Annotated in this window: 27 protein-coding genes; 20 read left to right on the top strand and 7 right to left on the bottom strand. The window is 36.0% G+C overall.

Features of this window, described 5'->3' with window-relative positions; all coding sequences use genetic code 11:
- Nucleotides 1-275 precede the first annotated feature (275 nt).
- On the top strand, nucleotides 276-1,289 hold the full coding sequence (locus BLS14_RS30105) for a G5 domain-containing protein (protein ID WP_090955493.1): 1,014 nt from the start codon (nucleotides 276-278) through the stop codon (nucleotides 1,287-1,289).
- A 394-nt stretch (nucleotides 1,290-1,683) separates the two neighbouring features.
- Here the strand turns inward: BLS14_RS30105 and BLS14_RS30100 are convergent, their stop codons facing one another.
- Nucleotides 1,684-2,922, bottom strand: coding sequence for an RNA polymerase sigma factor (locus tag BLS14_RS30100; protein ID WP_090955491.1), 1,239 nt, complete (start codon nucleotides 2,920-2,922; stop codon nucleotides 1,684-1,686).
- Between the two features lie 545 nt (nucleotides 2,923-3,467).
- Here BLS14_RS30100 and BLS14_RS32385 point away from each other — a divergent pair.
- From BLS14_RS32385 to BLS14_RS30045, 11 genes are all read left to right on the top strand, one after another.
- Nucleotides 3,468-3,710: a hypothetical protein gene (locus BLS14_RS32385; RefSeq protein WP_143021607.1), complete on the top strand. Its 243-nt coding sequence runs from the start codon at nucleotides 3,468-3,470 to the stop codon at nucleotides 3,708-3,710.
- A gap of 19 nt (nucleotides 3,711-3,729) precedes the next feature.
- Nucleotides 3,730-4,206 carry a hypothetical protein gene (locus tag BLS14_RS30095; protein WP_090955489.1) on the top strand — a complete coding sequence of 159 codons (477 nt, stop codon included), beginning with the start codon at nucleotides 3,730-3,732 and terminating at the stop codon, nucleotides 4,204-4,206.
- Between the two features lie 1,424 nt (nucleotides 4,207-5,630).
- Nucleotides 5,631-6,914: a sensor histidine kinase gene (locus tag BLS14_RS30090; RefSeq protein WP_090955487.1), complete on the top strand. Its 1,284-nt coding sequence runs from the start codon at nucleotides 5,631-5,633 to the stop codon at nucleotides 6,912-6,914.
- A 154-nt stretch (nucleotides 6,915-7,068) separates the two neighbouring features.
- Nucleotides 7,069-7,710 (top strand): flagellar brake protein, encoded by a 642-nt coding sequence (locus BLS14_RS30085; protein WP_090955486.1) that lies wholly within the window; start codon nucleotides 7,069-7,071, stop codon nucleotides 7,708-7,710.
- A gap of 213 nt (nucleotides 7,711-7,923) precedes the next feature.
- Nucleotides 7,924-8,367 (top strand): hypothetical protein, encoded by a 444-nt coding sequence (locus BLS14_RS30080; protein ID WP_090955484.1) that lies wholly within the window; start codon nucleotides 7,924-7,926, stop codon nucleotides 8,365-8,367.
- Between the two features lie 274 nt (nucleotides 8,368-8,641).
- Complete coding sequence (locus BLS14_RS30075) at nucleotides 8,642-9,175, top strand: hypothetical protein (protein WP_090955482.1); 534 nt, start codon at nucleotides 8,642-8,644, stop codon at nucleotides 9,173-9,175.
- A 41-nt stretch (nucleotides 9,176-9,216) separates the two neighbouring features.
- Nucleotides 9,217-9,729: a hypothetical protein gene (locus BLS14_RS30070; protein WP_090955478.1), complete on the top strand. Its 513-nt coding sequence runs from the start codon at nucleotides 9,217-9,219 to the stop codon at nucleotides 9,727-9,729.
- A 264-nt stretch (nucleotides 9,730-9,993) separates the two neighbouring features.
- Entirely contained in the window at nucleotides 9,994-10,383 is a 390-nt protein-coding gene (locus BLS14_RS30065; RefSeq protein ID WP_090955476.1) for a hypothetical protein, read from the top strand.
- A gap of 199 nt (nucleotides 10,384-10,582) precedes the next feature.
- Nucleotides 10,583-11,281 carry a DsbA family protein gene (locus BLS14_RS30060; RefSeq protein ID WP_176854854.1) on the top strand — a complete coding sequence of 233 codons (699 nt, stop codon included), beginning with the start codon at nucleotides 10,583-10,585 and terminating at the stop codon, nucleotides 11,279-11,281.
- A gap of 310 nt (nucleotides 11,282-11,591) precedes the next feature.
- A complete protein-coding gene (locus BLS14_RS32380; RefSeq protein ID WP_143021606.1) occupies nucleotides 11,592-11,777 on the top strand; it encodes a hypothetical protein in 186 nt (61 codons plus the stop codon).
- A gap of 675 nt (nucleotides 11,778-12,452) precedes the next feature.
- Complete coding sequence (locus BLS14_RS30045; protein ID WP_090955468.1) at nucleotides 12,453-13,010, top strand: hypothetical protein; 558 nt, start codon at nucleotides 12,453-12,455, stop codon at nucleotides 13,008-13,010.
- A 537-nt stretch (nucleotides 13,011-13,547) separates the two neighbouring features.
- Here BLS14_RS30045 and BLS14_RS30040 read toward each other — a convergent pair.
- Entirely contained in the window at nucleotides 13,548-14,138 is a 591-nt protein-coding gene (locus BLS14_RS30040; protein ID WP_090955466.1) for a hypothetical protein, read from the bottom strand.
- A gap of 195 nt (nucleotides 14,139-14,333) precedes the next feature.
- On the opposite strand from BLS14_RS30040, the gene BLS14_RS30035 reads away from it, so the two are divergent.
- The 3 genes from BLS14_RS30035 (at nucleotide 14,334) to BLS14_RS30025 (ending at nucleotide 17,447) form a co-directional block, all read left to right on the top strand.
- Nucleotides 14,334-15,053, top strand: a complete 720-nt coding sequence (locus BLS14_RS30035; RefSeq protein ID WP_176854852.1) for a phosphodiester glycosidase family protein — start codon at nucleotides 14,334-14,336, stop codon at nucleotides 15,051-15,053.
- Nucleotides 15,054-15,468: 415 nt separating this feature from the next.
- A complete protein-coding gene (locus BLS14_RS30030; RefSeq protein ID WP_143021605.1) occupies nucleotides 15,469-16,344 on the top strand; it encodes an MORN repeat-containing protein in 876 nt (291 codons plus the stop codon).
- Nucleotides 16,345-16,859: 515 nt separating this feature from the next.
- On the top strand, nucleotides 16,860-17,447 hold the full coding sequence (locus BLS14_RS30025) for a hypothetical protein (protein WP_256336753.1): 588 nt from the start codon (nucleotides 16,860-16,862) through the stop codon (nucleotides 17,445-17,447).
- A gap of 181 nt (nucleotides 17,448-17,628) precedes the next feature.
- Here the strand turns inward: BLS14_RS30025 and BLS14_RS32860 are convergent, their stop codons facing one another.
- Nucleotides 17,629-17,799, bottom strand: a complete 171-nt coding sequence (locus tag BLS14_RS32860) for a hypothetical protein (RefSeq protein WP_176854850.1) — start codon at nucleotides 17,797-17,799, stop codon at nucleotides 17,629-17,631.
- Nucleotides 17,800-18,248: 449 nt separating this feature from the next.
- On the opposite strand from BLS14_RS32860, the gene BLS14_RS30020 reads away from it, so the two are divergent.
- Nucleotides 18,249-18,605, top strand: coding sequence for a hypothetical protein (locus BLS14_RS30020; protein ID WP_090955459.1), 357 nt, complete (start codon nucleotides 18,249-18,251; stop codon nucleotides 18,603-18,605).
- A 334-nt stretch (nucleotides 18,606-18,939) separates the two neighbouring features.
- On the opposite strand, the gene BLS14_RS30015 is transcribed toward BLS14_RS30020, so the two are convergent.
- Nucleotides 18,940-19,500 (bottom strand): hypothetical protein, encoded by a 561-nt coding sequence (locus tag BLS14_RS30015; protein WP_090955456.1) that lies wholly within the window; start codon nucleotides 19,498-19,500, stop codon nucleotides 18,940-18,942.
- 1,454 nt (nucleotides 19,501-20,954) lie between these two features.
- Between BLS14_RS30015 and BLS14_RS30010 the strand changes: the two genes are divergently transcribed.
- Entirely contained in the window at nucleotides 20,955-21,023 is a 69-nt protein-coding gene (locus tag BLS14_RS30010; protein WP_090955562.1) for an NUDIX hydrolase N-terminal domain-containing protein, read from the top strand.
- A gap of 369 nt (nucleotides 21,024-21,392) precedes the next feature.
- On the opposite strand, the gene BLS14_RS30005 is transcribed toward BLS14_RS30010, so the two are convergent.
- Nucleotides 21,393-22,106 (bottom strand): ATP-dependent Lon protease, encoded by a 714-nt coding sequence (locus BLS14_RS30005; protein ID WP_143021604.1) that lies wholly within the window; start codon nucleotides 22,104-22,106, stop codon nucleotides 21,393-21,395.
- Between the two features lie 106 nt (nucleotides 22,107-22,212).
- Entirely contained in the window at nucleotides 22,213-22,614 is a 402-nt protein-coding gene (locus BLS14_RS30000) for a hypothetical protein (RefSeq protein WP_090955452.1), read from the bottom strand.
- A 775-nt stretch (nucleotides 22,615-23,389) separates the two neighbouring features.
- On the opposite strand from BLS14_RS30000, the gene BLS14_RS32375 reads away from it, so the two are divergent.
- From BLS14_RS32375 to BLS14_RS29985, 3 genes are all read left to right on the top strand, one after another.
- On the top strand, nucleotides 23,390-23,620 hold the full coding sequence (locus BLS14_RS32375; RefSeq protein WP_143021603.1) for a hypothetical protein: 231 nt from the start codon (nucleotides 23,390-23,392) through the stop codon (nucleotides 23,618-23,620).
- A 113-nt stretch (nucleotides 23,621-23,733) separates the two neighbouring features.
- Nucleotides 23,734-24,012, top strand: a complete 279-nt coding sequence (locus BLS14_RS29990; protein WP_143021602.1) for a polysaccharide deacetylase family protein — start codon at nucleotides 23,734-23,736, stop codon at nucleotides 24,010-24,012.
- Nucleotides 24,013-24,610: 598 nt separating this feature from the next.
- Nucleotides 24,611-25,198 (top strand): SMI1/KNR4 family protein, encoded by a 588-nt coding sequence (locus tag BLS14_RS29985; RefSeq protein WP_090955447.1) that lies wholly within the window; start codon nucleotides 24,611-24,613, stop codon nucleotides 25,196-25,198.
- A 281-nt stretch (nucleotides 25,199-25,479) separates the two neighbouring features.
- On the opposite strand, the gene BLS14_RS29980 is transcribed toward BLS14_RS29985, so the two are convergent.
- A complete protein-coding gene (locus tag BLS14_RS29980; protein ID WP_090955445.1) occupies nucleotides 25,480-25,971 on the bottom strand; it encodes a hypothetical protein in 492 nt (163 codons plus the stop codon).
- Nucleotides 25,972-26,070 lie beyond the last annotated feature (99 nt).

Genomic DNA, 26,070 nt, shown 5'->3' with positions numbered 1-26,070 from the left:
CCGAATTAATCCATTGTTTTATCATCTTCTCCTCTCCATAGACAAAAAAAGCACCACTATAAACCTTAAAGGTTATAGTGGTGCTTCCACATTTCAACGTATTTATTTCATTCAATTTTATCATAATAAACTCGGATGCTCAAAGAGTATTTCCGCTTGTCTGACTGATAGTTGTACTTTATACTAGGAATAATTAAATATCTTGAATCTGGAAGCACCAGACTGCTCTTAAAAGCAGCTTGGTGCTTTTTTTATTTTAATGAAGGAGTGAATTTATGTATTACCGCAGGACAAAAAAATGGCTAATAGCGTTGGTAATTTCAGTTCCTATCTTATCAGGATCATCCTTAGTGTATATTCTTCAGACAGAAAAGCAACAGAATATCGGAGGTTTGCAACTACCCAAGTATCGTGTTGTGGTGATGTCAGATAATCACAATACTACAGTCGATACGCATGCTGAAACAGTTGGAGAAGTATTGACACAGCTAAACATTAGATTAGGTGATCAAGACATTGTAGAACCTGTTGCTACGGAAAAGTTGACCTCTAATACACAAATTAGAGTTACACGGCTTGCGCAAACAGAAAAAGAATCTGAAGAAGAGATTCCCTACACAATAGTTAAATATGATGATCCTGATCTGTTTATTGGTGTGGAAAAAGTAATACAAGAAGGGATATCAGGAAAAGAGTTGGTTAGTCGATCTACAGTGTTAGAAAATGGGCAAGTATCGTCAGAACATGAACTTTCACGAAGAGTAATCACCCCCTACACGCCAGAAGTCATAGCTGTAGGAACTCGAGTTCCGGAACCTAAAGTAGAATATAACCATAATGAAGTATTTGAACATCCAGCTGCATCTGAAGATGATATTATCAATCAATCACAAGAGAGTTCAATAGTTCTCCCAGAAAATAAGAAAAAAATCACCACGATTGAAGAAAGGCCGGTAGAATATAAATTTAGTCTAGAGAATGTTGAATTAACTGCTTTTACAGCAGGAGTTGAATCTACTGGCAAGGATACAGAAGATCCGCAGTATGGTATTACAGCTTCAGGAGCTACAGTGGAAGAAGGACGAACAATTGCAGTTGATCCAAGTGTAATACCAATGGGGTGGTGGGTGTACATTGAAGGTATTGGGTATCGAAAAGCAGAGGATACAGGTAGTGCAGTGAAAGGCAAAATCATTGACATATTTATTGAAGATCTCGACAGTGCGATAGTTTTTGGTCGACAGAAGAACAAAACGGTATACGTAATTGGTCCAGATAAACCATTATAACTTTATTTATTAGGAGGTTGCCGAAAAGGAAAAGCACATTGTGTAATCTCGAAATAGGCAGTTATCTAAATAGTATCATGATGGAACTCCTGTCGCGAGATAAGTGCAGATTAATATAAGTTTTCGCTTGAATAACGATTTTTTTGTATCAGGAACTAGTTTTTCCGACCTAAGACAACAACTTCGTGCCATTGCTGAAAAGGTTAAGAAGATGGTACCAATGTCGATTAGTATATTTATCTGTTTCATTAAGCTAACGGGCAGGATAGTTTAATGATTGGGGCTATGAGCCTGTACTAGATAGAACAATGTATAGTGTACTGTTGAGCTAAGGGAGACCATAACAAAACCACCTTTTTGCAGGTGGCTTTGTTACAAATACTAGTATCAAAATTTAACATAGCCTTGATTTTAAATATTGCACCCACATCCCGTGCAGCTCTGCTTCCGATACTTGAAATGCGCCTTGAAAATCAGTGGCATCGCGTATGAATTTGTTGAGCGCATCTAAACTGTATGAATGGATGAGATATTCTACGAGCAAGTGCGAGAATCCATATCCCCCTATCTTCTCGAAATCCCAGGTATCATTAGTTAATGCTTGAAAGCTAGGGACAGCGTTATTTTGAATCGCTTCGGAGGTGCTATACTGGATATATTCTTGTGACATTTGTTTGGCTTCATGCCCGCCGAGCCCGTGTGTAAGCCATTTCGGTGCCAACGGATTAATATCCTTCACTAACCACATCGTAAACAAGCTTAAAGTGTGCCGTAGTACCGATTGATACGTATGTTCAGGGCCTGGATTGAGTGGGGATACGATTTTAATTTTAGTGTCTTCATAGGTTCCCATAAACCAATTGGGCGCATCCGGCTCGTTTATTGCTTGATGAAAAGTGGACAGATCCGGATAGATCTCAATAGCGATTTTCTGAGAAGGTCGATGACGATAGGTTGTAATAATTCGATCTACATTGCTTTTCAACTCTTCAAATAAGTCATGGTATACCTTGTTCATACCATCATTCTTGGAGGGAGCCTCGCTTTTATCCACAATGGATATCAATTCTTTAATAGACATGATTGTAATGTCACCCCATTCTTTTAATTCTTTTTTTAGTTTGTTTAAAGCACGATAGAGTCTGTTCTTGACTGCGCTTTGAGGCATCCCGATGATTTTGGATATTTCCAATAAAGTGCAATCGACGAAAAAACGCAATGATATGATTTGCTGATCTAATTCATTCAATCGGGCTAATGCAGCACTAATATCAAGACGGATATCGACATCTCTAGCAATATCGAGGGATATCGATTGGGACTGAAAATCGATTACTTCGTGCACCATTTCTTTATTTCGTGATCTCGTACGATACTCGTTTTTCACAATATTTTGCGCGATTTTGAATAGCCAAGTAAATATACTGGAGTTACACTTAAACAAGTGAAAGTTTTCCATTGCTTTTAAAAAAGCTTGTTGGGTTAAGTCATCGGCAGTTGCCGAATTTGTCTTTACTGCAATATAATTTCGAATTCTATCTCGATATTGATTATAAATGGCTTCGAAATGTTGGATGTGCTCCTGCTCCTCCGGAAGAACAGGGATTTTCTTTTTGTCTTGAGCTCGTGACACGAGTAGTACCTCCTCCTGAACTTACAATTCATTAGACACCGAAGGGAGGTAAAAAGCCACATCATTTTAAAATAATTTTACACGACGCCACTCCACTTTTTTTTAATTCCAAAAAACAAAGCGTAAAGGCAATTCAGCTATGTGGTATTAAGTGAGGATCACCAATGGAGAATGAGATTCAGGAGCTTAAAAAACGTATTGGCTTTCTCGAAAAGCAAGTTCAGAGCAAACAACTTCAGTCATCTAGGTTGAGCTTAACTTTTATAACAGTACTCGTGACTTTGCTCATCTTGATTGGAATCATTCTGCGTCCCAGACTGCACTAGTTGTGTACCATGAGCAATTGCCATGATATCTATACCACTTTGTGAAGGATTCTTGATGTTACTTTCACTGCAAAGCATGATGCAATAATAAACGGAAAATCATACCCTGAATTCCCATTTGCTAGCGACTCCATAGTTGTAAATTCGGGTGGGACAGCAGCAACATTCAAGCTCCCTACTCAATCTCTTAATTATTTAGTAAATAATATTAGAGGCTACTTGAGTTATGGTGCAGAAAAAGGGAATGCTACTGATTCAGCAGTCGGGATTTATGGATATTATAAACATAAAGTGCGTTCACTTAATGTAGCTCCTACAGTATCAATTCCTGGTGGACCTTCGTTATTGATATCTTCTGAAAGTACTTATGAAACAGAAAAACCAACACCGTATTTATCATTTAAATCTTTAATATGTTATTATGAGGCCATGAATTATTCTATGGCCTCTTCTTTATTTTGATGATGTAAGGAGCAATATTATGGATAAAAAAGAAAAGAAGTATATTATTTCTATTGTTATACTTGTTGCAGTTGTATTGGGTGTTATATGGTATTTTAGAGTGGGTTATTTATTAAAAAAACCAGAGATGCCCGAAGCAAATATTGAAATTCAAACAAAAATGGTTGATAGGGGCACTATTAATCTACGAAATGCTGAATACACGGAAGGACAAATAAAGGTCGGGTATGAATTGAATGGATTCAGTTTGAAAGAGTATAATGTTTCTTGTAAGCTATATAATGACGGAAATTTAATTTCATCTTCTGGCTCGACAGATGGAGGTTTAATAGAATTAGACGAACAGCATTATTACTTTGTCGGTTTTGAGAATATAGATCAAGTTAATCTGCCTGACTCTATAAATCTAACTCTGGAAATTACTGTGATACCAAATGATTCTGGACAAAAACCTTTAACAGCATCATTCAATGTGGGCCTTGATAAAGAAATGTAAATAGAATCAAATATCATAATAGTTTTTCGTTTAATAAGGGGCGAGATTGTTGAGCAGAACGACTATTGAGTTGCCACAAAATTGGCGACTCAATAGTCGCTCTGCTCTATTTTCATCATTCCCCAATCCTTCTACACTAGTTGTTCTTCGTAGTGAAACCATTCAACTAGCGGGAAATATTAATTTAATAAAACAAAGAAGGCAGTTGATCTATATGATCAACTGCCTTAGTACAACAAACGTGCAAGGGGGAGAGGGGCGTGTGACAAGAACATTGTCCGATTTTCATTTAGATGTACATCTAAATAACGAATGCATTTGGACTTTCAATCAATGAGGTCGTATACACCTCAATCAGTTGCAATGTTGGTCTTGAGTAACCACACTGATGAATTGCTAAAAAAGTTCAAGCATATGTAAAAAAATTATTCTAAAACCATTAATCTCAATGTGTGAATTTCTCACACATTGAGATTAATGGTTTTTTTTTTGTTGTAAAAAAATGTGAAAGCCCAATAGAACAATGTTCTTGTCCTCAGTCATCAATGAGGATAAATTTGTTTCAAAAAAACTTTAGGATCAGAAAACAGAATGATTTTCCGAGGAATAAAAAGGTCTGGGTTTATAACCTGAGCTTTGCAAAATAATGCAAAATTCGATCATGACTCATTTAAGTAGGGAGATATAAATGATTCATTTTTTTTATATTGTACTGAGTGCGGTTAATTTTGGAGAGATACTAATCCTTCGGTAGAGTGCAGGTCTCGCATTGAATATGACCAGGTCCAGAAAATTGGGATAAATACTTTGTTGGGCTATTTACTTAACAGTTTGATTTTGCTACTATCGAAATAATTGAATACTCAAAAATGCGAAGCACGCATCGTCCTATAAGGGCGGTGCGTGCTTTTCTTTATTCAAAATTTCATTTAGATTAAGGCAATTCGATATTAGATGATATAAGAGGCTACTAGGCTTAGTAGCTAACAAAATAAATAAAAGTCAGGAGATGGAAAATATGAATGGATGGATAATGAGAGTTCCACAAACCCCGCAATTGAATGATAGTAGGTATGAGAGAAAAACGCCTATTATTAAAAATTCTAAGGAATCTAGTACAGCTCTTGAGAACTTTAGTACTGTATTAAGCAAAATGCTCGATAACAAGACTTGCAGATAAGAACAAATTTATTAGAGTTTAACAAAGAAGCATCTAGGCAGTGTATTACGTACCAAAAACATTTTATTAATTAAAGGGAACCACGTCCCAACCTCTTAATCAAGAGCTACCAATTGGCCTAATTTAAGATTTTATTCGGATTTCAGAATTAATACATACTATTCAGTTTCTGTGGAGTAAAAAATCGAGAATTTTGTCGATAAGGATAAAGAAGTATATTTATTCTAGCTCTGGAGGAACAATTATGAAGGCTTTTCTGTTCAAAACGAAACAAGTAAAACTCATTCTTATAATGGCTATTGTACCGCTTACTATTTTAGGTTTCTTAAATCAGAAATACTATAACTCTACTCAAGAAGCACTTATTTTCGAGCAAATTCAAACAATGCAAGCTGAGGCATTAAACATTAGTTTCTCTATTCAAATGTCACATAAAGGGGAGAGGTCAATAGAGGATTTAATTAATGAGAATGTAATGCCGTCTTCGCTACGAGAGGTAACCGTATTTGATCCATCCTCCTTTCTTAAACAACAGGAGAAACTAGAGAAAGTTGGTGATTCAGGACAGCTTGATCAAGGAATCCTTTTCGGAACATATCATTATAACATCGAACCAGATTATAATTATGTAAGAGAAGCATATGAGACCAACAAGGAACTTTCAATTCAAACAGAAATTGATGGCAAACCCATACTTAAAGCTTACTTTCCGCTTCGATTCAATTATGGTTATGCCGTGATAATTGGCCTAGTGTCCGACCTTAGCAAGATTAACAGTTATATGGCATCCTCTCTTCTTAAAATGCAGTTGTTAGTCGGACTTACTACTGTATTCATATTGATTGGATTAGCAATCATATCGAGATATTACACAAGTAACAAAACTATGGCGATACAATGGGAGCAGGCAGCATTTTTTGATAACATGGATCAACTCCTCACCTCCATTAAGGAACAACGACATGATTTTAATAACCAAATGTCGACTATTCAATCACTTGTTGCTACTGAGGAGTATGAGGAACTTAGAAAGTTTACAGATGAGATGATTGGAGAAGCAACCATTATTAATGATATTATTAAGATTACTTCACCTGTACTTGCTGGGTTGATTCAAGCTAAAACTAAACTTGCTATAGATCAAAAAATCACTTTTTATTTTGAGATTAGCAACATGCAAATAGATATTTTGAAGAGTACAGATCTTGTGAAAATAATAAGTAACCTAATAGATAATGCATTTGACGCTGTACAAGTTCTACCTGAGCCAGAAAGAATAGTAGAGTTGACTGGTTATTTAGAGAATGATCGATTGATCTTCAAAGTATTCAGTAGTGGAGTTCCCATTCCAGAGGGGGGAATTGATAAACTCTTCGAAAAAGGATTTAGTACCAAAAAGGATACGGGGGATCATTCCGGTCTGGGCTTATATATTGTTCAGAAAATCGTTAATCGATATTATGGACGGATTACTGTTGATCCAAAGGCCAATGGAAACATGTTTACCATATCGATACCTATACATTAAAATTATGTGCTCTGTTACAAATGTTTACCGTCTCTTCCGATTATGATAGAATGAAGCAGAAATGAATACATCTAACGCGAAGCACGCGCAAGTCCTAAAGGACTGCCGTGCTTTTTTTGCGTGTAAATCTATTATGGAGGGATAACAAACAGAAATGATTGCTCTTGATGCACTATTTGTAAATCAATATGTGGAGCTTGAAGACAACAAAGGTAATATGTTGGTTGCTCAAATCAAAGCTATTGATTCAAAGTTTTTTCGAATTGGTTCAATTGTAGTTAAACATCGGATATCCATACCTAGACTCGTAAAGCAGGAGGTTTATATTTATTTTGCAGGAGCATCGGGAGATAAATTCCAATTTAAGACTTGTGTTCTTTCCCAAGCCAGAGGTACACCAGTAGAGCTAGAGCTTTCCATTCCAGAGGATGTTTCCATAGTAACAGCTCAAAAGAGAGAATTTTTCCGAGTGCCTGCAAATGTGAATTTTGAACTTGATGTTGGAATAAGTAGTCATCCAAGAAGAAGTTATATAACAAAGGATATAAGTGGTGGTGGAATTTCTTTCATAAAAGATGGGCATCTTTTTGAATACGAATCGACAGGTCTAAATGGATTATTGTTTATTGAGACAAGAGATTTAACACATAAAATTCCGTTTAAAGGTAGATTCGTATATCAGATGTTGATTGAAAAAGGACTTCAAATTGCTTTAGAATTTACTGATATACGTGAATCACATAGGGACATAATTATTAAGTATTGTATGAAAGTCCAACTGCAGCGTAGATTTTAGGGTGAACACACGTATTTAATACTAGCAACAACATGAAAGAATAATGACGCTAAGTATTAATGACGTATAGATTCTAAAGAAAGAACAATTACATTTAATTCAATGCCCCATCAAAATCTATGAGATAGTAGATATTGGTGGGGTGCTTGTTTCTTGATTAAAGTAGAGGAGGTCTAAGGTATAATCTCCAAAAGGGCTAAAAGGATGTAAGTGATGGGATTTGTACGAAATATTGAGATTGAAGGTAGATTATCTATTCCTAAAGAAATCCGAGATAGAAGACAGATTTATTGCGGAAGTGAAATCATCATCAAACCAGAAGTGGGTAAGTTGATTCTTAGTGTTTCGGATTCATTAAATTGTATATTTTGTTGTGATAACACTGACTTGGAGCTTGTTTATTTTAAAGGGAACATTGTTTGCAAACAATGCCTAAACATGGTGCTTGCTAATGCTACGGCATTAAAGAAAATTGATGAAACCTTGGATATGGAAAATAGAAATTCGAATATGATTAAAATGAAAAAGTTAATTGAACTAGATCCTGAGATTAAACAGTCTCAAATTGCTGAAATTATAGGTGTTTCCCGATCTAGAGTTTCTCAAATGAAAAAAGTTGGAAAACTAGTTTATAACAAAAAAAATTTTTTGTCATAATTAAATCGTTTGGATACAAATCAATATGACTAGTTATTACATAAAAACCTCACTTTTTAGGGGGAGTAGAATAAGGAACATATAATTTGTTCTTAAATCCTTATTAAGAGAAATTAGTAATGCATTTATCGTTACTCTATAGACAGACTTTACCTCAGAGAATATAATAGAATTAATTAAATAAGAGAAGCGAGGAAGTACCTCGCACTTAGTTATTACTAAGTGTGTGCGTGCTTCCTCTTTTTGTGTTCTAAATTAATACAGGGGGTTAGTAATGAATACATTGGATGTGGTAATCAATTTGCTTGAAACAGGAAAATCATTATATTTATTAGAAAATCAAACAAATGCAATGACAGATAAACGGGAAGCGATACATAAAATTGCTCAGATAGTAAATGAAATCCTTGGTTATGATCGTACAACTGTTGTAACGGATTATATTGATGGTAAGTTGAATCTGAAAAATACAATTCTTAAACTCGTTGTTAACGATAATGAAATATCAACCTCTTATCCATCTGAATTGATAGTAGATAAAAATGGACATTCGTATTCAAATTCAAATCTAGTCACACTACCTATTAAAAATCCAGTTCAGTCATTTGTTCATGCGAAATGTATAGAGGCTGTTCGGAAAGCATCGGAACAACATGGTAGTTTTCTTTCAAGAAGTGATTACACGAATTTTGCCCAAAACAATGAAGGTTATCCTTGTGCAGAAACCATTATTAAATACCTGGGACAAGGCTCAACAAAGTGGAAAATAGCTATTTCTAACGTTCTACAGTTAAGGATGGCAAAGTAAAATTCTATCGAAAATAAATTCATTGATTGGGAGAGAAGAGAATGGCTCATTATCTTAAAGTGAACAAAGGAACGGAACAGTGGAGTGTTATCCACCATCAGTTTACATATCAGGAAAAGTGGTTTAAATATAACGATGAAATTAGTAGTTTTTTAGGCTGGGATGTTAAGACGGAATTTGGTCTATATATGAATATAGATGTTTTAACATTAGAAAGGGAACATCTAAAAAAATATAGACCCGAGTGGATAGAGCAATTTAAAAAAAACTCCACACCAGCTGAGGCTAAAATGAAATCACATGTTAATAAATCTTGGACCAATTTATGTAAAGAACTGGGTTTAGAAGTTGCAAGATTCATTGACGTCAGGATCTCAACAGCCCTTCTTAATGAGCGTATTAACGTCCATGAACTAGAGGATTATTATATAGAAATACATAGTGAGAAGGTCTTTTTGCCAAATAATTATAAATGGGGAGAAGAAGTTGATGCCCTTTCCTTCTTAAAATTACAATCTGATCATATTGAAACAAAGAAACTACAGAGCGCGTGAATGTCTGTAAAGATTCAGGTCAAAGCACCTGCTAGGTGTGATGAAATTAGAATCCATATAAAGTACTTTACTAATCGAGTGCAATCCAAGCCGCACACCTAACTTCACTTGCAGGTGCCTAAGTAAAGTATTGTTTGTTTACACGCCAGACGCTCAAAGGATATAATAAAAGTAATTGAATAACGACATGAGGAAGTACCTCCTACAACTGCTCTAGGCTGTTGCATGAGGTGCTTTTTCTATTTATAAGGAGTGAAATGGATCGTGAGGAAAATCATCCGCAGCATTGCATTACTGGTGGTTGTATTTTTTGCTAATGGATGTAGTCAGTCAACAAGTGTCCTACCTACCCTACATGATTTAACTGAAAATTCGTTTATTGCTTATGATGAAACAATACTATCAGGTAAACAAGTCGATAAAGTGTTGGATCGTTATACCGAGTTCGTATCTATAATTGTTGTGAAAGACGGAAAAGATTACGTTTTTGGAGGAGACTCGATTCTAACTGACTCAGATCTTAAAAGAAGAATTATTAATGACACATTCGATAAAGAAACTCTTATAAATGTTAACGCCACCTATAAAAGCCTTGTACTGCGTGATCTTAACAACGACATTGTAGGTATTAAACTAATAGAGAATATCCCTTAAGAACTGTACCAGAGATTTTAAAACCTCTGAATGTTTATTGATACCAGTGCAACTATTATGTACTTGGTTTTATGCAAAAGCTGTTGTATAATCTAAAGTAATTGAATATCCGGAAGAGGAAGCACCTTAATAGGACCACATGGTCTTGTTGAGGTGCTTTTTTTGTTTTTCGGTACAAACTAACGAGGGAGTGTTAATTATGGGAGTTGAGAAGAAAAGGAACTCATTTAAGAAAGGTATAGTGGTATTTACCTTTGTTGGACTACTAGTAGTTCTTCTTATGGTTCTTTTATCAGGTTTCAAATCAAAAGAGGAATTCCCCACTTTTCAGGATGTAGACGGTAAAATAGAAGTCATGTCAGGAGATTATAAACTCGATAAACAAGCTTACATAGGAGACCCACAAGCGCCGATTAAGGTCATTGAATTTGTAGATTACAAATGTCCTTATTGTAAGGCCTGGAATAATGAAAATTTCGATAATTTTAAAGAAAAGTTTATTGATACAGGCAAAGTCCAACTATATGTAATTAATTTTCCATTCTTAGGTCCGGATAGTATTAAGGCAGCTATGGTAGGAGAAATTCTTTGGATACAAAACCAAGAGGCGTTTTGGGAATATCATCATGCTGTTTATAAGAATCAAGGCGAAGAAAAAAAAGTTTGGGCGAATGAAAAGTTCCTACTTAAATTAATCGATGATTATGTACCGCATGGTAATTCTAAATCGGTTGAAGAGAGCTTAAACAATCTAGAGGGGTTATATGAAGTAAAAGAAGATTTTAAAGTTACATCCATAAACGGTGTTGCAAGTGTTCCGACATTTGTCGTAGAGGGAGCTAAATACGTTAATCCTAGTTTAGAAGAGTTATCTGAGATCATAGAATCAAATATGTAGATAGTAATTTAATCTCAATTTATCTGATCACTGAATTTTGTATGTTTCTCTCACAACCAAAAGGGAAAATTTGTTGCTCAACTTTATCTTACATGCTAGAGAAATCAAACAGCAGGAGTTTACTTTATAATTTGAAATCAAGTTCTCTTTCTTAGTAGAGGGCTTTTTTGATTAGTGAAGATTTAAGAAGAGGGGGGGACGGCACAACGAACTGGAATAAGGATCAAAGACAGAAGATTTTAGAGGAATATGCTGAAGAACATCATATTAACAGTGTTAAAAACCATCCATCCGATCAGAGCACCAGACTATGCATAACAGAGATTTCCACAACCAAACGACCGGCCAAATGATTGATCGAGACCAACGCCTAGAGCAAACAAATCACAATCGAGTCATTAAGAATGAACTGACTGGGATAGGACTCGCAGCAGCCATTGGATTAGGTGTGGGTTTCACACTGGGCTTTGTATCTTCACTTGCTCAAAATGTGTAGCATGACGACAGTAGGACTTATTACGCTTGGAGTGTCATTGACATACCAGTTTTTGAAGCCCAAATTTATGGGGGATGAAACTAAACAAGTTCTGAAGAGTGTAGAAAAATCTGCCAAGTACTCCTTAGCTATCCTGTTCATTTCTATAGTTGCCCAAGGGAGATGGGGCGGACATGCTGGATTCATTGTGTCTATTTCCATCGGAAGCATGACGGTTCTCTGGAAACTGATCCAGAATGAAGCATTATATATTTGTTTTTCGATTTTAACCTATAATCCATGTTTCGGAAGGCAAAGAATGCGGACATAATCGAGCCTTTAATCAGCTTAACGAAAAACGATATGAAGACGATCCCATTTAAAACAACCAACTCGAATATCAACACAATCAGCAATTATAGAGACTATTTGGCTGATATTTTGATTCTCAGATCTCGTGATCTGTTTATTATTTATTCGGAATTGTAATCAGAATGGTCATTCTTTCAATTAGCTCAGCTATCGATTCTTTAGTCGATGTTGAGCTAATTGTTTTGTATGCTTGAATTGGGCCTAACGATCGTACATACCTTTTTTGGAATGTAAGTAGGTAAAATTCAGAGCTTTGGGAATATATTGATATATATTGGGATATAAATAGAAATATCAATATATCAAAATCGGGGAGTGTTCATTATGGAATTACGTAAAGACAGTTGGGACGTTGAAGCAGATTTGTTTTTAGCACAGACTGTACTACAGCATATCGAATCTGGAAGCACACAATTAAGAGCCTTTGAAGAAGCTAGTGAAAAATTAAAAAGATCAAAAGCAGCATGTGGCTTCCGCTGGAATGGATCCTTACGTAAGAAGTATGAGGATGCTATTCGAAAAGCTAAAGAAATTCGAAATCAAAACAAAAGTGATGGGAGTATAGTAACTATTAATAAGACTACCCATGAACTGAGAGAAGAGAACACGGTTCATTCGCTTCAGGAACCGATTCAATTAGACCAAGAGTTTGTACTTACTTTTAATGAAATTATGGACAATCTGAATTCACATATTTCGTTGCTAAGACAGATGACTTTACAATTGGCAGGGCGCCTAGAAACAGCTAATATTCAAAATAAGAAGTTGGAAAACGAGTATGCAAACTTACAAAACGAAATAATCAATGCTGTAGACATGAATGTATTTATGAGACTAGCCGATAAAATATCAAATAATAAAATGGAACAAATAACAGGGTAAACAAAAAGCAGCCACGTGCTGCTTTTTTATTTTCCGCTAGTCTCCGAATCAACAAATTAACTAAAAGATCAGTAGCAATTTGGTCTTATATTTCATTTGGGAGAATATTACAGATATGAAGTATAAGAAAAGTGAACACGCAGCAACCTAACTTGATAGCATTTTTGTACTGATGGAAACGGTTGATTACACTGACACGAAGATTATAGTTAAATAACCTGATGAAAGATCGGGTGATTAAGCAAACGGGATAGAGCCTAAGAGGGCATTATTAGCCGCAATCTGATCGACGAATCCCTTGCACAAATCACCCAAGTATACGAGCATGTACGGCTAAAATGAGAGTTAAGAATATGCTCGGAGGTTTCAATGATCCCGCGAAGGTCAAAGTTGAAGTACTTTGAGCTAAATCTGTTTCCTAGAATTTGAGTATATTTCTTGTCCGCTGGATTCCTCGACTTCATAATTGATTATACGACAAAGAGGCTCTCCTCCTATGGAAGAGAGCCTAGAGTTCTAAATATAGATTTAATCAATTTAATCTATATTTTCAATACCCCACTCACCATCTTTGTTTTTAGTGAAGAAGTAGGTGATACCTTGATTCTCAATAGAACCTTCTGAAGATTTTCTTGCAAAGCGAACCCCTACTCTAATTTGTTCTGGCTGATCGAGTTTTTCTAAAAGATCCAAATCATAAAACATAAATTGATCATCTACATTTCTGTAATAAAAGCTATCCTTGATAGACTCCAAAGACTCTTTATTCAGATTTTCCTTAAACTTTTCGTTGTTGTTTTCCACAACTGATTCAAGATTGTTGCTAACCTTTGAAATAATGTTTTCTTCAAAGAAGCTACCTTTATATTTGTCGAAGTCAATAAAGACGCCTTTCTTAAAATCGGCCGCTGTGATGTCCTTAATCGCTTCTTTGTCTGCAGAATCAATCAAACTTTCTGTGTGTGTATCAGTGGACTGGGGTGCACTGGTTGAAGGTGTCTGACTTGTTGTGTTGCTAGGTTCTTCGCTATTAGAAAGATTATCAGTTTCATCCGATTTTCCGCATGCTGAAAGGAGTAAGGCTCCAATCAGACATAGAGATAAAATGCCACGGGAGAGATTTTTCATAAGTGTGGTTCCTCCTTGTAAGTTTTGGTATATATGTAAGAACGCATAATAAAGTAAAAAGTTGCACTTTATATTGCGTTACGCAACGCTATATTATATAATAGATTTATGAAGAGCCACTCCTTAATGTTAGGGTGCATTAAGAAAAGTGGATACCCTCTCTTTAATAACTCTATATTAAGGAGAATGATAATAATGGCACAAGCATCTTTTGTACAGAATACAACGGTTGGTGGAGTAAGTGGCGTATATTACATATCGGCTGATGTTCGAGATGTTTCAGTTCAGAGTATCTCTGGTAATCTTGCTAATTCTAGTTTTTCAGGCGTTAATGGAACTTTCTTTAATACACCAAGTGAACTGCTTGGTATCGCTGTAGGTCCAAATGGAGTTGCTGTAAAGGCTGGTGGCCAACGAACTCCTAAAAGCTTCAAGAGAGGAACGCTTTTCTGTTATAATGCAGAGGCTCAAGCCTCGCAAATCACTTGCTCTGAACATGTAGTTACAGAGGTTACAGAATATCCAGGTCAACGAAGCTGGATTAATTGGGCTATTGGAGGCTTGAGTCTTCATGTTCGTCGTAATCTCGGTAAGGCTGAATACTATTCTAAAGTGACAGCTGAAGAGAGTCCTGCAGGTATCGGCTCATTTGGTTCGGGTATCAAACGTGCTCGTACATTTATTGGATATAAACCATCCAATCAGCGAGTAATTATGGGATACATTAGTAACGCAGAAGCATATGAAGTCCGGGGTGTATTGTTAGCTTTGGGATGTACGGAAGGTGTTATGCTTGATTCTGGTTCATCTTCTCAAATCAAAGGTAAAACATCAGCAAGTAACACGCCTATTAACGTGGGAGCTACCGTGGGTGTTTACAACATGGTTGCGGCAACCCCTTCTTCTTGGGCTTAGGTGCCTTTGTACTCAAGGACGGGAGATTCCCGTCCTTTTTTTCTTTCATGTTACTAATTCCCAAAGACTAAGCGTAAATTATTCAAGTACTAGTATGTTGGAAATGCTGGAGCTAACCTTTCATTAACATACATGTAATAAAAGAAAAGCATAAATCCATTGCAGCTTGTTCCTCTCGAATAGGAGTCTATTTTTACTCGATTTTCTAGTCATACATATAAACAGAAGAGTTCATGACTAACATGGAAATATTGCAAACAAATTAGTAGAAACAAATGGAAACCAGTACTTTATCAAATCGGAGGCAAAGGCAGTACGTTCTCAAAATTAACAAATTACATTGTGTATATACATAATAGCCGTCAGTAATACGATATATAGTAGTGCCGACTAATACATAGGAATAGAAAGGGTTTTGAATTTGAAGAGACTTTTCGCAATTACTTTATTGGGAGTAGGGTTACTTATAGGTTTTAATGTAGCTACTTATGGAGAGGTTTACGCTGGAACAACACAAGAAGTTTCGTTAACTTTTTCTAATGGAGGAACCTACTATGGTGAAGTCCAAGATGGGAAGCCACATGGAAAGGGGACTGCTACATGGGGAGAGTATAAAACGTATACCGGTGAGTGGAAAAATGGAAAGAGATCTGGGAAGGGAAAGTTAATCACATCAGACCCTGCTACAAATCAAGTCATGTACGAGGGAACTTGGGCTAATGATAAACAGAATGGGCAAGGTACATTGAGAGAATATTCTAAATTCAATGAATACAGTGAAGAGTATGATAGAGCTACAATACAGCAGGGGAGTTTTACAAATGGTAAGCCTGTATTTGGCTATACAGTGGTAAGGGACTATACCTTAGATAACGAAGTGGTGTTTAGGTACATGACCGATGATGTGATCGCCGCTTTCGCATTAGCAGACACAAATGATTTGAATGTTCCTTTAAAACCAGAAAATATGTCCTTATTTGCCTTTGTGAATTTCAAAAAAGGGTCTGGCTTTCTAATGCAATATACCGATGATTCACAAAACATGTATCAATATGGGAGGTATAAAAAGGGCCCTAATGGAACTAATTTATTTAATGGGACGATCGAGCTGTTTAACCGGCAATATGATGAGATTTCAATAGCGAGTGTGCAGAAAGCTAAAATTGCTAAGTATAAGGTAGTACCTACTTCAGAAAAACTCGACAAATATAGAGAGAGAATTATCAAGAAAAAGCTGTATCTACTTGATCCTTACATGTCTAATTTCATGAAATTATATAATCAGTTATAATTTCTATGTCTATAAGTATGATACGGGTTACAAAATAAAACAGATCTAAAATTAGACCTATAGTAGACTGGTTGGTCAAAGACTGGTCCTAAATGAACAATAGTCATCACATTAGTTCGTGAAAAATAAATAAACGACAACCATCACTGGTTGTCGTTTATTTAATTAGATCTGACAAGTTATATTATTAGTCTAGCTAGTGAAAATGTTAAACAGCCAAGATTGTTTCAACGTTACTACTCTATGTTCTTAAGTAATTAACAGGCAGAGAACGAAAAAGGCTGTAACTATGTCCATATAAATCCCGTCTAATAAGGTTGAGGTGATTGATAATGGGACCCGTTAAATATTGGAGCAAGCTTTTGATAATACTATCCGTTCTGATTATTTGTGTTAGTTGCAGTACAATGAGTAAGGGGGAAATAACATCACAGCCCCAGGAAAAGGATACAAGAAAAGTTCCCAAGGAAGTAGCGAAGTCTTGCCCAGGCACGATCGAGTGGATTGATTTTCTAATGATCAACAATATTACATACTACAACGATGAGACTACATTGATACCTGCAGAGCAAATCGGAGGCAAGGTAGGGGAAGTAACCTATATGCTAAACGAGCATGCATGTACGGATCACGTAACTAAGAATGGTGATGCGGCATTTCTTCCAATTGGAACTGTTGTTTATGAACTAAAAGGTTATAAAGCGCATTATCGTGTTGTGGCGAATAATAAGATTTACGAAGTAAAAGAAAACCCCGATGCTAAGACTATGGGGGATCTTTTGGACATTGAAGGAAAAGTGGAGAAGGTCAGCCTTGAAAGCGGGAACGATGGCAGTACAATCGGTGACTTCCCCCAAGAAGCAGCGTCCGAATTTATGAACGAGCTTCTACCGTTACAATATGTTGGTTTTGATGAGGTATATAAGAAAGCCAAACATGACACAGGAATATTTTTGCGTGTGCACCTTCAAGATGGAACATCTTTTCGAATGGTTTACTATCCGAAAGCGAATGCTTTCACAGCAGGTGCTTTTGGAACTGAAAAGTTAAAATCGTTAATCGTGTCGCAGAGAAAAGAAATTAAAGCTGCTGCGGGATTGTAATGGATGGGATGGTTGAATGCGTTAAGGAATAACTAGGAAGTTAACTTTGTTGGGAAATTGGAGGGGAAGCTAAAACGAGATGGGTAACAGAAGCCGCCATCTCATTTATTAAATATCTTTCCCTCCCAAAACTTCTATCTTTCTGATAGGTTTTATGTATAAATTCAAATCAGTCCACGATTTACATCTTATTTATTTCTTTTTCCATTTGATGCTCATTCGCAATCATAGCTTCGCTGTCTACAGTAGCTACACCGCGATATACATACTTGGAATTATGCCAGAAGTCATAAGCAAATGTAGGCCACGGGTCATTAGGGGCGGGATAACTTTCTTCATTTACATCAGCCATAAAGATATTGGATGTCTCGTTTATTGGTATAAGCGTTGAGAAGAGTCATTTCGAAGTTGTCTATGTCTTGTTCGATTGGTTATTAGTTCTTCACAAGCATAGACATTAGATCAAACTTTTCTTATAGAGGAAAACAAAACAACCGATATAAGAAAATGAGCACACAATAGAATCTTTAAGGGTGATATTACTACTATGTCTGGACAAAAAAACAATCTACAAGAAAAAATGGTTCTGGATTACACTTTTAATTCTTGCAATCTTTGAGCAAATCCTAAACCTTCTCTCTCCAAAAGAAGAAGTAACAGCTAATGATGCAAAGCAATCGATTTCAGAACAAGCTGAGACTGCAACAACAATTGAAGAGACTTCCAAACAGGAAGCTACTCCCGAAAGTACAAAGAAGAGTTTAAATAGCCCGAATACAGGTGAAAAAGATGTTCTAGAAAATGAAATTAATACAGCAGTATTCCATATATGCTACAGACGTAGAAGTTACAGACGCCATAGACATAACCGAGCATATAGATGTAGTTGTATATATGAGTGAAGAGGTTAAGGAAGGCTTAGCTGTGCAGCATGTAATTTCACAGACGTATAATTTCTTACAACAAGATAAAGTCAATGAAGCAAAAACAGTTACCGTGGGAGTAATGAGTGGAAATCTCAGAATCGCTCAAATAACAGTTGACATGGATAAGTTTAAAGCTGGTGAACATATTATCAACTCAGTTCTGGATGGATCTAAAAATGATAAGATGGATGATGAAGTTAGAGATTATGTTAAAGTTATGGAACTTTGGTAATTCAAATTTTTTTGAGATTTAGATTATATGAGCAAGGCTGAAGCTTGTTTATGATAACAGGGCTCTTATGTACATATCTATACTCAGATTCGTTTGAATAAATTAAAGAAACTACTTGTCTAAGGGTAGAATTTGATGATGAGAAGGCAACTGTTTTGTGTGACAGTTGTCGCACGAAACTTGCCACTGGTCAGACCGCTGTTAAACAGGTCAGAGAGAGCGTAGTTAGTGTGGCAGAGAAATCTAGTTTTTAAGATCAATCAATGTAAAAAAAGCCCCCTTTACGGGGTCTTTCTTGTATCAACTACGTTTAGTGATAATACATGTGTGATGATTATTTTTCCTGAGTTAGTTTTGCAAAAGCTGCTTTATCAAAATCGTCAGCTTGAATAAGCCACTCACCATTTTTATTAATAAGTGTCAGCCTTCCTTCTAAAGGAACAGTCTCATTCTTCCCATCTTGCTTCTTTAACACAAGATCCATTGTGTAATCCAGATCAACGTAATCTTCAAGTTCCTGATAGACTGTAAACTTCATATTTTCCGGCTTTAATGATGCTTGTTGAGTTATCGCAGCTCGTAAAGCTAGTGCGATATTGCTCGCATTAACCGGTTTTTCTTCAAGATTTTCCGCGAAGAATGGTATCAGCTCTTTATTTCGTTCAACAAATATCTCTTCAGGATTTTCGGGTACATCATTGATTGTATATTCCTTTGTCTTATATGTTTCAGCTACTTTGATTACTTCTTCATTTACTTGCTCTTTTTCGGCAGTCTGTGAACTTTCATTTGGCGTTTGTGTTTCTATTTCATTAGATGTATTATCTTGAGTACATCCTGTTACTAAGATGGTCGACAATAAAGTTAATCCGATAATCCACGATAATTTCCTCATAATGTTAATATACCCCCTCTAGTTAAGGATAACCTCACCATATATTACGTATTAAATCCAAATTTGTATCAAAATATTATATTTATTTTAGACATAAGTTGTATTTTTAGTTGTCCAAAGCTCTTTATCTAATATAAGCGCGATCAACCTGAATTGAACGCTCTTAAAACTATATTTGAGGGAGAGATATAAATGGCAGATAATCCATGTCCTGTATTAAGTGGTGGTCATCGTATGGTGATGAAAGGTACAGCGTCCCGAGTAGATGACGATGCGACTGGTCAAAGGTTGCCAGGTTTTTATAATGCTAACTTTTATCAATGTTTCCGGATGTAGTGAGTATTTGATTGCAACAGGATCTCCACATTTCGGAACTGGTCACTACATTGCCGTAGAATGTGCTTTTTTGATCCATTCATCACTCTCATCAAACTCTTTAAATTTTTGCTTTAATTTATCACTATTTAATTGGATTTATTTTTTACTCGTCTTTCGTCTTTAATAGATAAGAATCAAGAGACTGATCAAAACAAGGGTGATGATGATCATAAATAAAGCTTCACTCCTTAAGCACTTGGCTTGATACATATTATTTGTATATAAAGAGAAGTACAAATTTTAATACCTTGGAAATTAGGGGTTTAGAGTAAGAAAGAGGAAATAACTGCTTAAACGTAGAAACTGACTGGAATACTATTCCGATGTCTGAGAGTAAGAACTAGTGAACTGATCGTTGGATTGAATTAGCTAGTAATAGTAAGTTTATTATTACTGTAATGAGAATAATCGAGTCATCCAAAAATTAGCTTTAATTTAATAAAGTGGTGGGAACAATTATTATTTATTTTCCCGGGATTGATGGTTCAGGAAAGACTACTTACGCTCAAAAAGTAGCAACAGCTCTTTTTGGAAAAAGGTTATAATTCTGAATACTGTAAACCTGATTACGTTGTTAATGAGATTGTGAAGAAATATTGTTAGAATGAATTTGGTGATCCCTTTTCATACATTCCCAACATAGATGGGTAATGTGTATATCTATGGTATTTTAATTGATTGGTTGGAAACATTGAATAAAAAGCTTCAGAATCATTCTAATAAGATACTTGTACTAGATCGATATGTTTATGATATTCTTTGCACAGCGTCTGCATTATGATGCTAATATTGACCCTATGATAAGTTTGATTCCCCATTTTCCCCACCCTACAATAAGTTATTTCATTGATATTAGACCGTTAGAAGCGTATCAAAGGCTGACAGAGAGACCATTTCCACCGATTCATCATTTAGAGAATTTAGAAAATCTAGAATTTTTAAATCAAATGCTATTCAGAAGTTTTCTCAAGAATCAATAGGACTAGGACTCATATTCCAGCTCGTTTACCAGTAGAAGAGATCCTAAAACTACTAATATTTGAACATAATGATGGGTTGTTAATAGCACAGAATGGATTGATTGGGCAAAAAGAATCCAAGCCATTGCACAGACAGGACTGGCTTATACAAAAGATGTATATTGAACTGGAGGAAGAGGTTGTACATAAAAATACTCTTTTTAATAGAGAGAGAATCTGGTTCTTTTCCAGTGTCATTCCAGGTTTACGAAGATAGGGGTAGAGTTCAAGTAGATTTTTTTTAAAAACATGTTATTGATTTCTCCGTGTGATTTTTTCCTTATACTTCGATCATTATAGAACAGTCTTTCTTTTTCGAAAAACAAGATACGTAACTTGGTAAGGGATTAAAACTAATATGTTAGAAGAGAAAGTGAATATTCCCACACAATTAAAACTTCAACCTGGGGGGAACATTTGTGAATGGGCATACAAAAAAAGAAAGATCCATGATGGATCTTTCTTTTTTTCATATTGTCTTAATTTATGCCAATCTCATTCTTCAACTAAAGTTTGGTAAAAACTTCCTAAGACAGTTTCGCCATCTTTATCATAGAGGTTTACCGATCCTGTATTGTTTTCCGCAGCTAATGCTTCCTCTGGGGAACTATAGTCAGGGAAAAGTTCTTTTGAACGAACATATCCTTCTATGCCTTCATCATTTTTCGCTGCAATAAGATCGGGCTCATAGCCAATTAGTGCTGCTAAGTTACCAGCACCATAAGTTTCACCATTTTTGTTTACTTGATATTCTGGTTTTGATTTTAAACTATTTATGGTGATAATAGGTGATTTATAAGCATACTTTGTTGTATATCCATTTCCTGTATACATCTTCACAAGGCCATAACTATAATAGCTTCCTTTGGTACCAGTACCAGTAGAAGTAGTAAAAACTAGCTGTTTGGCAGGAGAAAACTCAGTCGTTCCGTAAGCTCTTAGTTGATCCGTGGAATCATATGCCCTTGCTTGAGCACCCATGTAACCTGCCGGAATCTCCTCGGACGAATATTTACTAGCAATTGTAGTGTATGCATAAAACTTAGTGGAACCGGCATCGCTAGACTGAGAATAGTACACATATGTATACCCATTAACGGTAGCTTCCTGTTTGTCTGAGTTTGCCGCACTTGCAGAAGAAAGGTTAAATGAACCCACTATACATACTGCCAATAGCACCCTAGAAAATCCAGAGAATAATTTTTTCAAAAGAATCTCTCCATTCATTAGTATGATGTTAAAAAGATGATTGTAATGAATACAAATAGAAATAAAGTACGTCAATTGTGCGGATTCTCTAGGATGTATGTTTTATTTAATTGTTAGTGCTCTTAAAGTTAGTGCTTCTAAACTGACCTATAACCGTTTTACCGTCTTTTTCATAGAGTGGTATCACTTGGCCGCCTTGTTCTAGTGCTAACTGTCGTTTAACCGCTTCTTCAGGTGTTGCAGGGTCTGCACCAACAAGATCTGATGAAAGTACATAACCTGTCTTACCATCAGTCCCTTTCGTCAAGATCAAGTCAGGTACCACTAATGGATCTAAAGATTTTCCATAAGTTTGACCAGATTCATTAACTGGATATAACTCCTGGGCTTCTTGGGCAGCATGAGGTTCATTTGATTCGTTGGATTTATCTCCGAAAACTGAAGCAGAGATAACCACGATTACTGCAGCTGCAGTAAGTGTAGCAACAAGAAGTCGTTTTAAATTCAATCTGCCCCCCTCCTTTCTTTGCAGTTAATTTAATAATATGTTACACAATTTACATAATTATCTTACTCCTATTATAAAAATTTGTAAATAATACTTCTAGACTATTATATTTTGAATTTAATGGATAAAGAATCTGAACTGACACAGTCGATATAGATTTTTTCGCTAACTAATTCGGAACATGTGTTATCGTACTCGCCAATCATCAGGACCATATTGAGATCAGCAATTGAGTGGAAGAGGGACAATTAAGAAAACACAAAACGACGGATGGTACCAAATCTTGAGATGGTGGACTGAAAAGTGTTAGTTTGAAAAATAACATAAAATCTGCCGGATGTTATCGTGTATCTGCTGAGCATCCCATTTATTCCACTAGATAATCATCTCATGTGGTGGGGGATTTTCTTTTTAAATTTACCGATTCTATATTCCACCATTGCCCAACCTATAGAGAAGAACCACAAGAAGTACTTAAACTGGAAGGGGGAGAAGGGGAGAATTATCTCAGCGCTTTTAAATGGTGGTGCCCTCGCTTCACATTATTGTGAGATCACCCCCTGGTATATGTAGCATTATTTGTTTGATGTTTTTGCAAGTCAGACAAAGAGTATCTGGTTGTCCATTCCATGGCCAGTTTTGGATACATTCTGATGAGTTTACCTGTCATGATCTGTCTGATAGGTGCATACTCGATGTTCAAACAATTCCACATGAACGAAGACCAACGGAAAGGAAGAAGCCGATTGTCTATGCTTTAACGAGAGTGGGTGTTATGGCGTCTGAGATTTTGCTTAAACTAAAATTCAATGATGAATTCTGGTTCCAACCGATTGAGATTCAGCCTGGACGGGGTCCAGATATGGGACCGATTTACCAAGATCTGATTTCGGCTGAATTCTACAGTGAACTCACGTACACTGATCGACTAATTAGCTGGCACGAACGCCACTCCTTCGGCTTCAGAATGGGCAGATGCATCACTCCACTGCTACATTCGAAGTGATTCGGGATGCCGGACAAATAAGTACGTTTTAGTTGGAGACTGTACGGATTGGAACAGATTGGGTCAGTAAGGTAAAGAATCGGTTTCAAAAGATCCAGAACGCATTTGATCATGTGTCGGAATATCAACGTCCTGCCCGTATTTTTGTTGTAGCGGATGGAGATTCGAGAATACCGTTTTTGGAAGAAGTGGCTAAGCAATACATGCCGGGTGTCAAAGTTCGTTTTACGACAGATGAGAGATTGATCTCTGGTCTAGGGAAGGAAACGTTCTTGAATTGGGAGGAGGAGAATCAAATGTTAAAAGCGCAAACTATTAGCTTTATGCAGCCCGATGCAGCAGGTAATGACAGCTTCCGCTTATTTATCATCACAGATGCAGACGCCGGATGATGATGAGTTTGAGGAGTAAGCGATGGAAAACTATTTTTGAGAGAACTGAGGAGGAATGCCCTAGTTCTTTTTGCATTAGCGGTTGAGATGTGGATCTTAATTCAGAAGTGCAAATCTTAGGAAACGGATATAGTAGCTAAGTACTTAGATATGTAAATTAAAGACTCTGTCCTTATAATTATTGCTGAGGAAGTCATATTGTCATAATAATCGAACGTAGTATGACAGGAGCAAATTTTAGATGTGGCTAGATATGTATGAAAAATATTCAGACTTTCTAAAGATGAACAGATAAAAAGCTTCTCTACGATGAGAGAAGAGTAGTTTCCTGTTTTACTACCAATATTTCAAATAACATTACGGATATTAGGCAAACTTCAAAACTGTAATTGATGTTAGAATTTAAACGGATGTAATTCACTATGGGAACTACGTCAGCTCTAAAAGTATTTCATTTCCGACAAAAATTAGAGAGAAATGATAAACTGATTTTAATATGTACTGGCATATTGTAGGGGGCGGATGTATCCTACCAATAAGTGCTTGGGCTGTATCTGTTTATATTTAATTTATATTTTATGATTGGGAGGACAACATAGTGGATTTGGTAAACAGATTTTTAAATGGCTTGAAAGCAGCATTATCAACAGAAGAACTTGAGGCACTAAATACAGCGTGGGGTGCTACAAAAGAAGATATTGATACATTAAGGGCGGAATATCCAAATTGTCCAGAATCACTAATCGGATTACTTGAAAGTATGGATGGTACATATTGGAGGAATTATGGAGAAAAAGAAATCACGGTCTGTATTTTAGGCTCAGATGTTGAAGAAGGCAGATATCCTTATTATTTACTCTCCACTCAACAGATGCTCGAAAGTTCAAAAGAAGAGGAAGATGTCTCATACCTTTTAGAATACGAAGATGACGAGGATGCCGTTGACTCTAAGATAAATCCAGAGGGACTTTTTCCAGGGAAGTATATTCATTTTTCAGACTGTATGAATAATGGTGGAACATCTAGACTATATATTGATTTTAACCCTTCTGATGAAGGTGTATGCGGTCAAATCGTTCGCTTTTTACACGACCCTGACGAATATGAAGTGATTGCAAACAGCTTTGACGAGTATTTACAGGGGCTTCTTGACGGTGGTTTTGTTTTTCTAAACGAAGAAGAGTAACCTCGATAGTATTAGACTGTTATAATTCAATTGGTGTTAGTAGAATAAAAGAGACAGATTTTTCACAGCCTCTTTTATTCTAGCTGTTAGCAACAATTCTTACATATTTGCTTTTGCTGTGAAGAAGTAGTGTATGATGGTGAGTTGCGAAACGTTTAAAATTAAAACGGTGGATGATCACTGGAACATCTGTTGTCCCAGTCCTGATCTTATAAAAGTTATAATATAATTGAGTCTCAGATGGTCAATGGTTACCAACTGAGACATTAAAATATTCAATATTAATCGATGGAGCCTAAATTCCACTTCTCATTTTTATCTTTAACAAAGTAATAGTATGAATTAGGCGTTGTGACCTCATTATCAGAAACAACTTTCCCCTTAATCTCTGCAACAATCCTTCCTTCGGTGTCTTCTTCAATAGTTCCAATTTCATCAAATACGTAATCTTTTCCAAACAAATACATAAATGCATCCGCTGTCATCTCATCTTTAAAAACACTTCGAAATTCTTGTTCTTTTTTATTAGCCAATGAATTTAATGTAGTTTGCAGTAGTGTTTTAATATCTTTGTTGAAAAGAGGATTATCTATAGATTCCAAATCAACGAAAACACCTGTCTTTATGCTAGTATTATTCTCTTTTTGAGGTTCGGTTTGCTCTGTGGTAGTAGCATTGTTTTTCACAGCGTCAGAGTCTGATTTATTGCCACAAGAAGATAAGATGCCCATTGATAGAACACCAACCATAGTGTGAATAATTATTTTCTTCATTTTTTTGAAGTCCTCCTCAAGTGTATATATACAATAAACGTCATTGCATTAAATTTAGTTACCAAAATTTGAAAAAAGTCTATCGCGAAGGATAGACTT

The organism is Paenibacillus sp. OK060, assembly GCF_900101205.1.
GTDB classification, from domain to species: domain Bacteria; phylum Bacillota; class Bacilli; order Paenibacillales; family Paenibacillaceae; genus Paenibacillus; species Paenibacillus marchantiae.
This window is presented reverse-complemented; position numbering and strand designations above follow the sequence as displayed.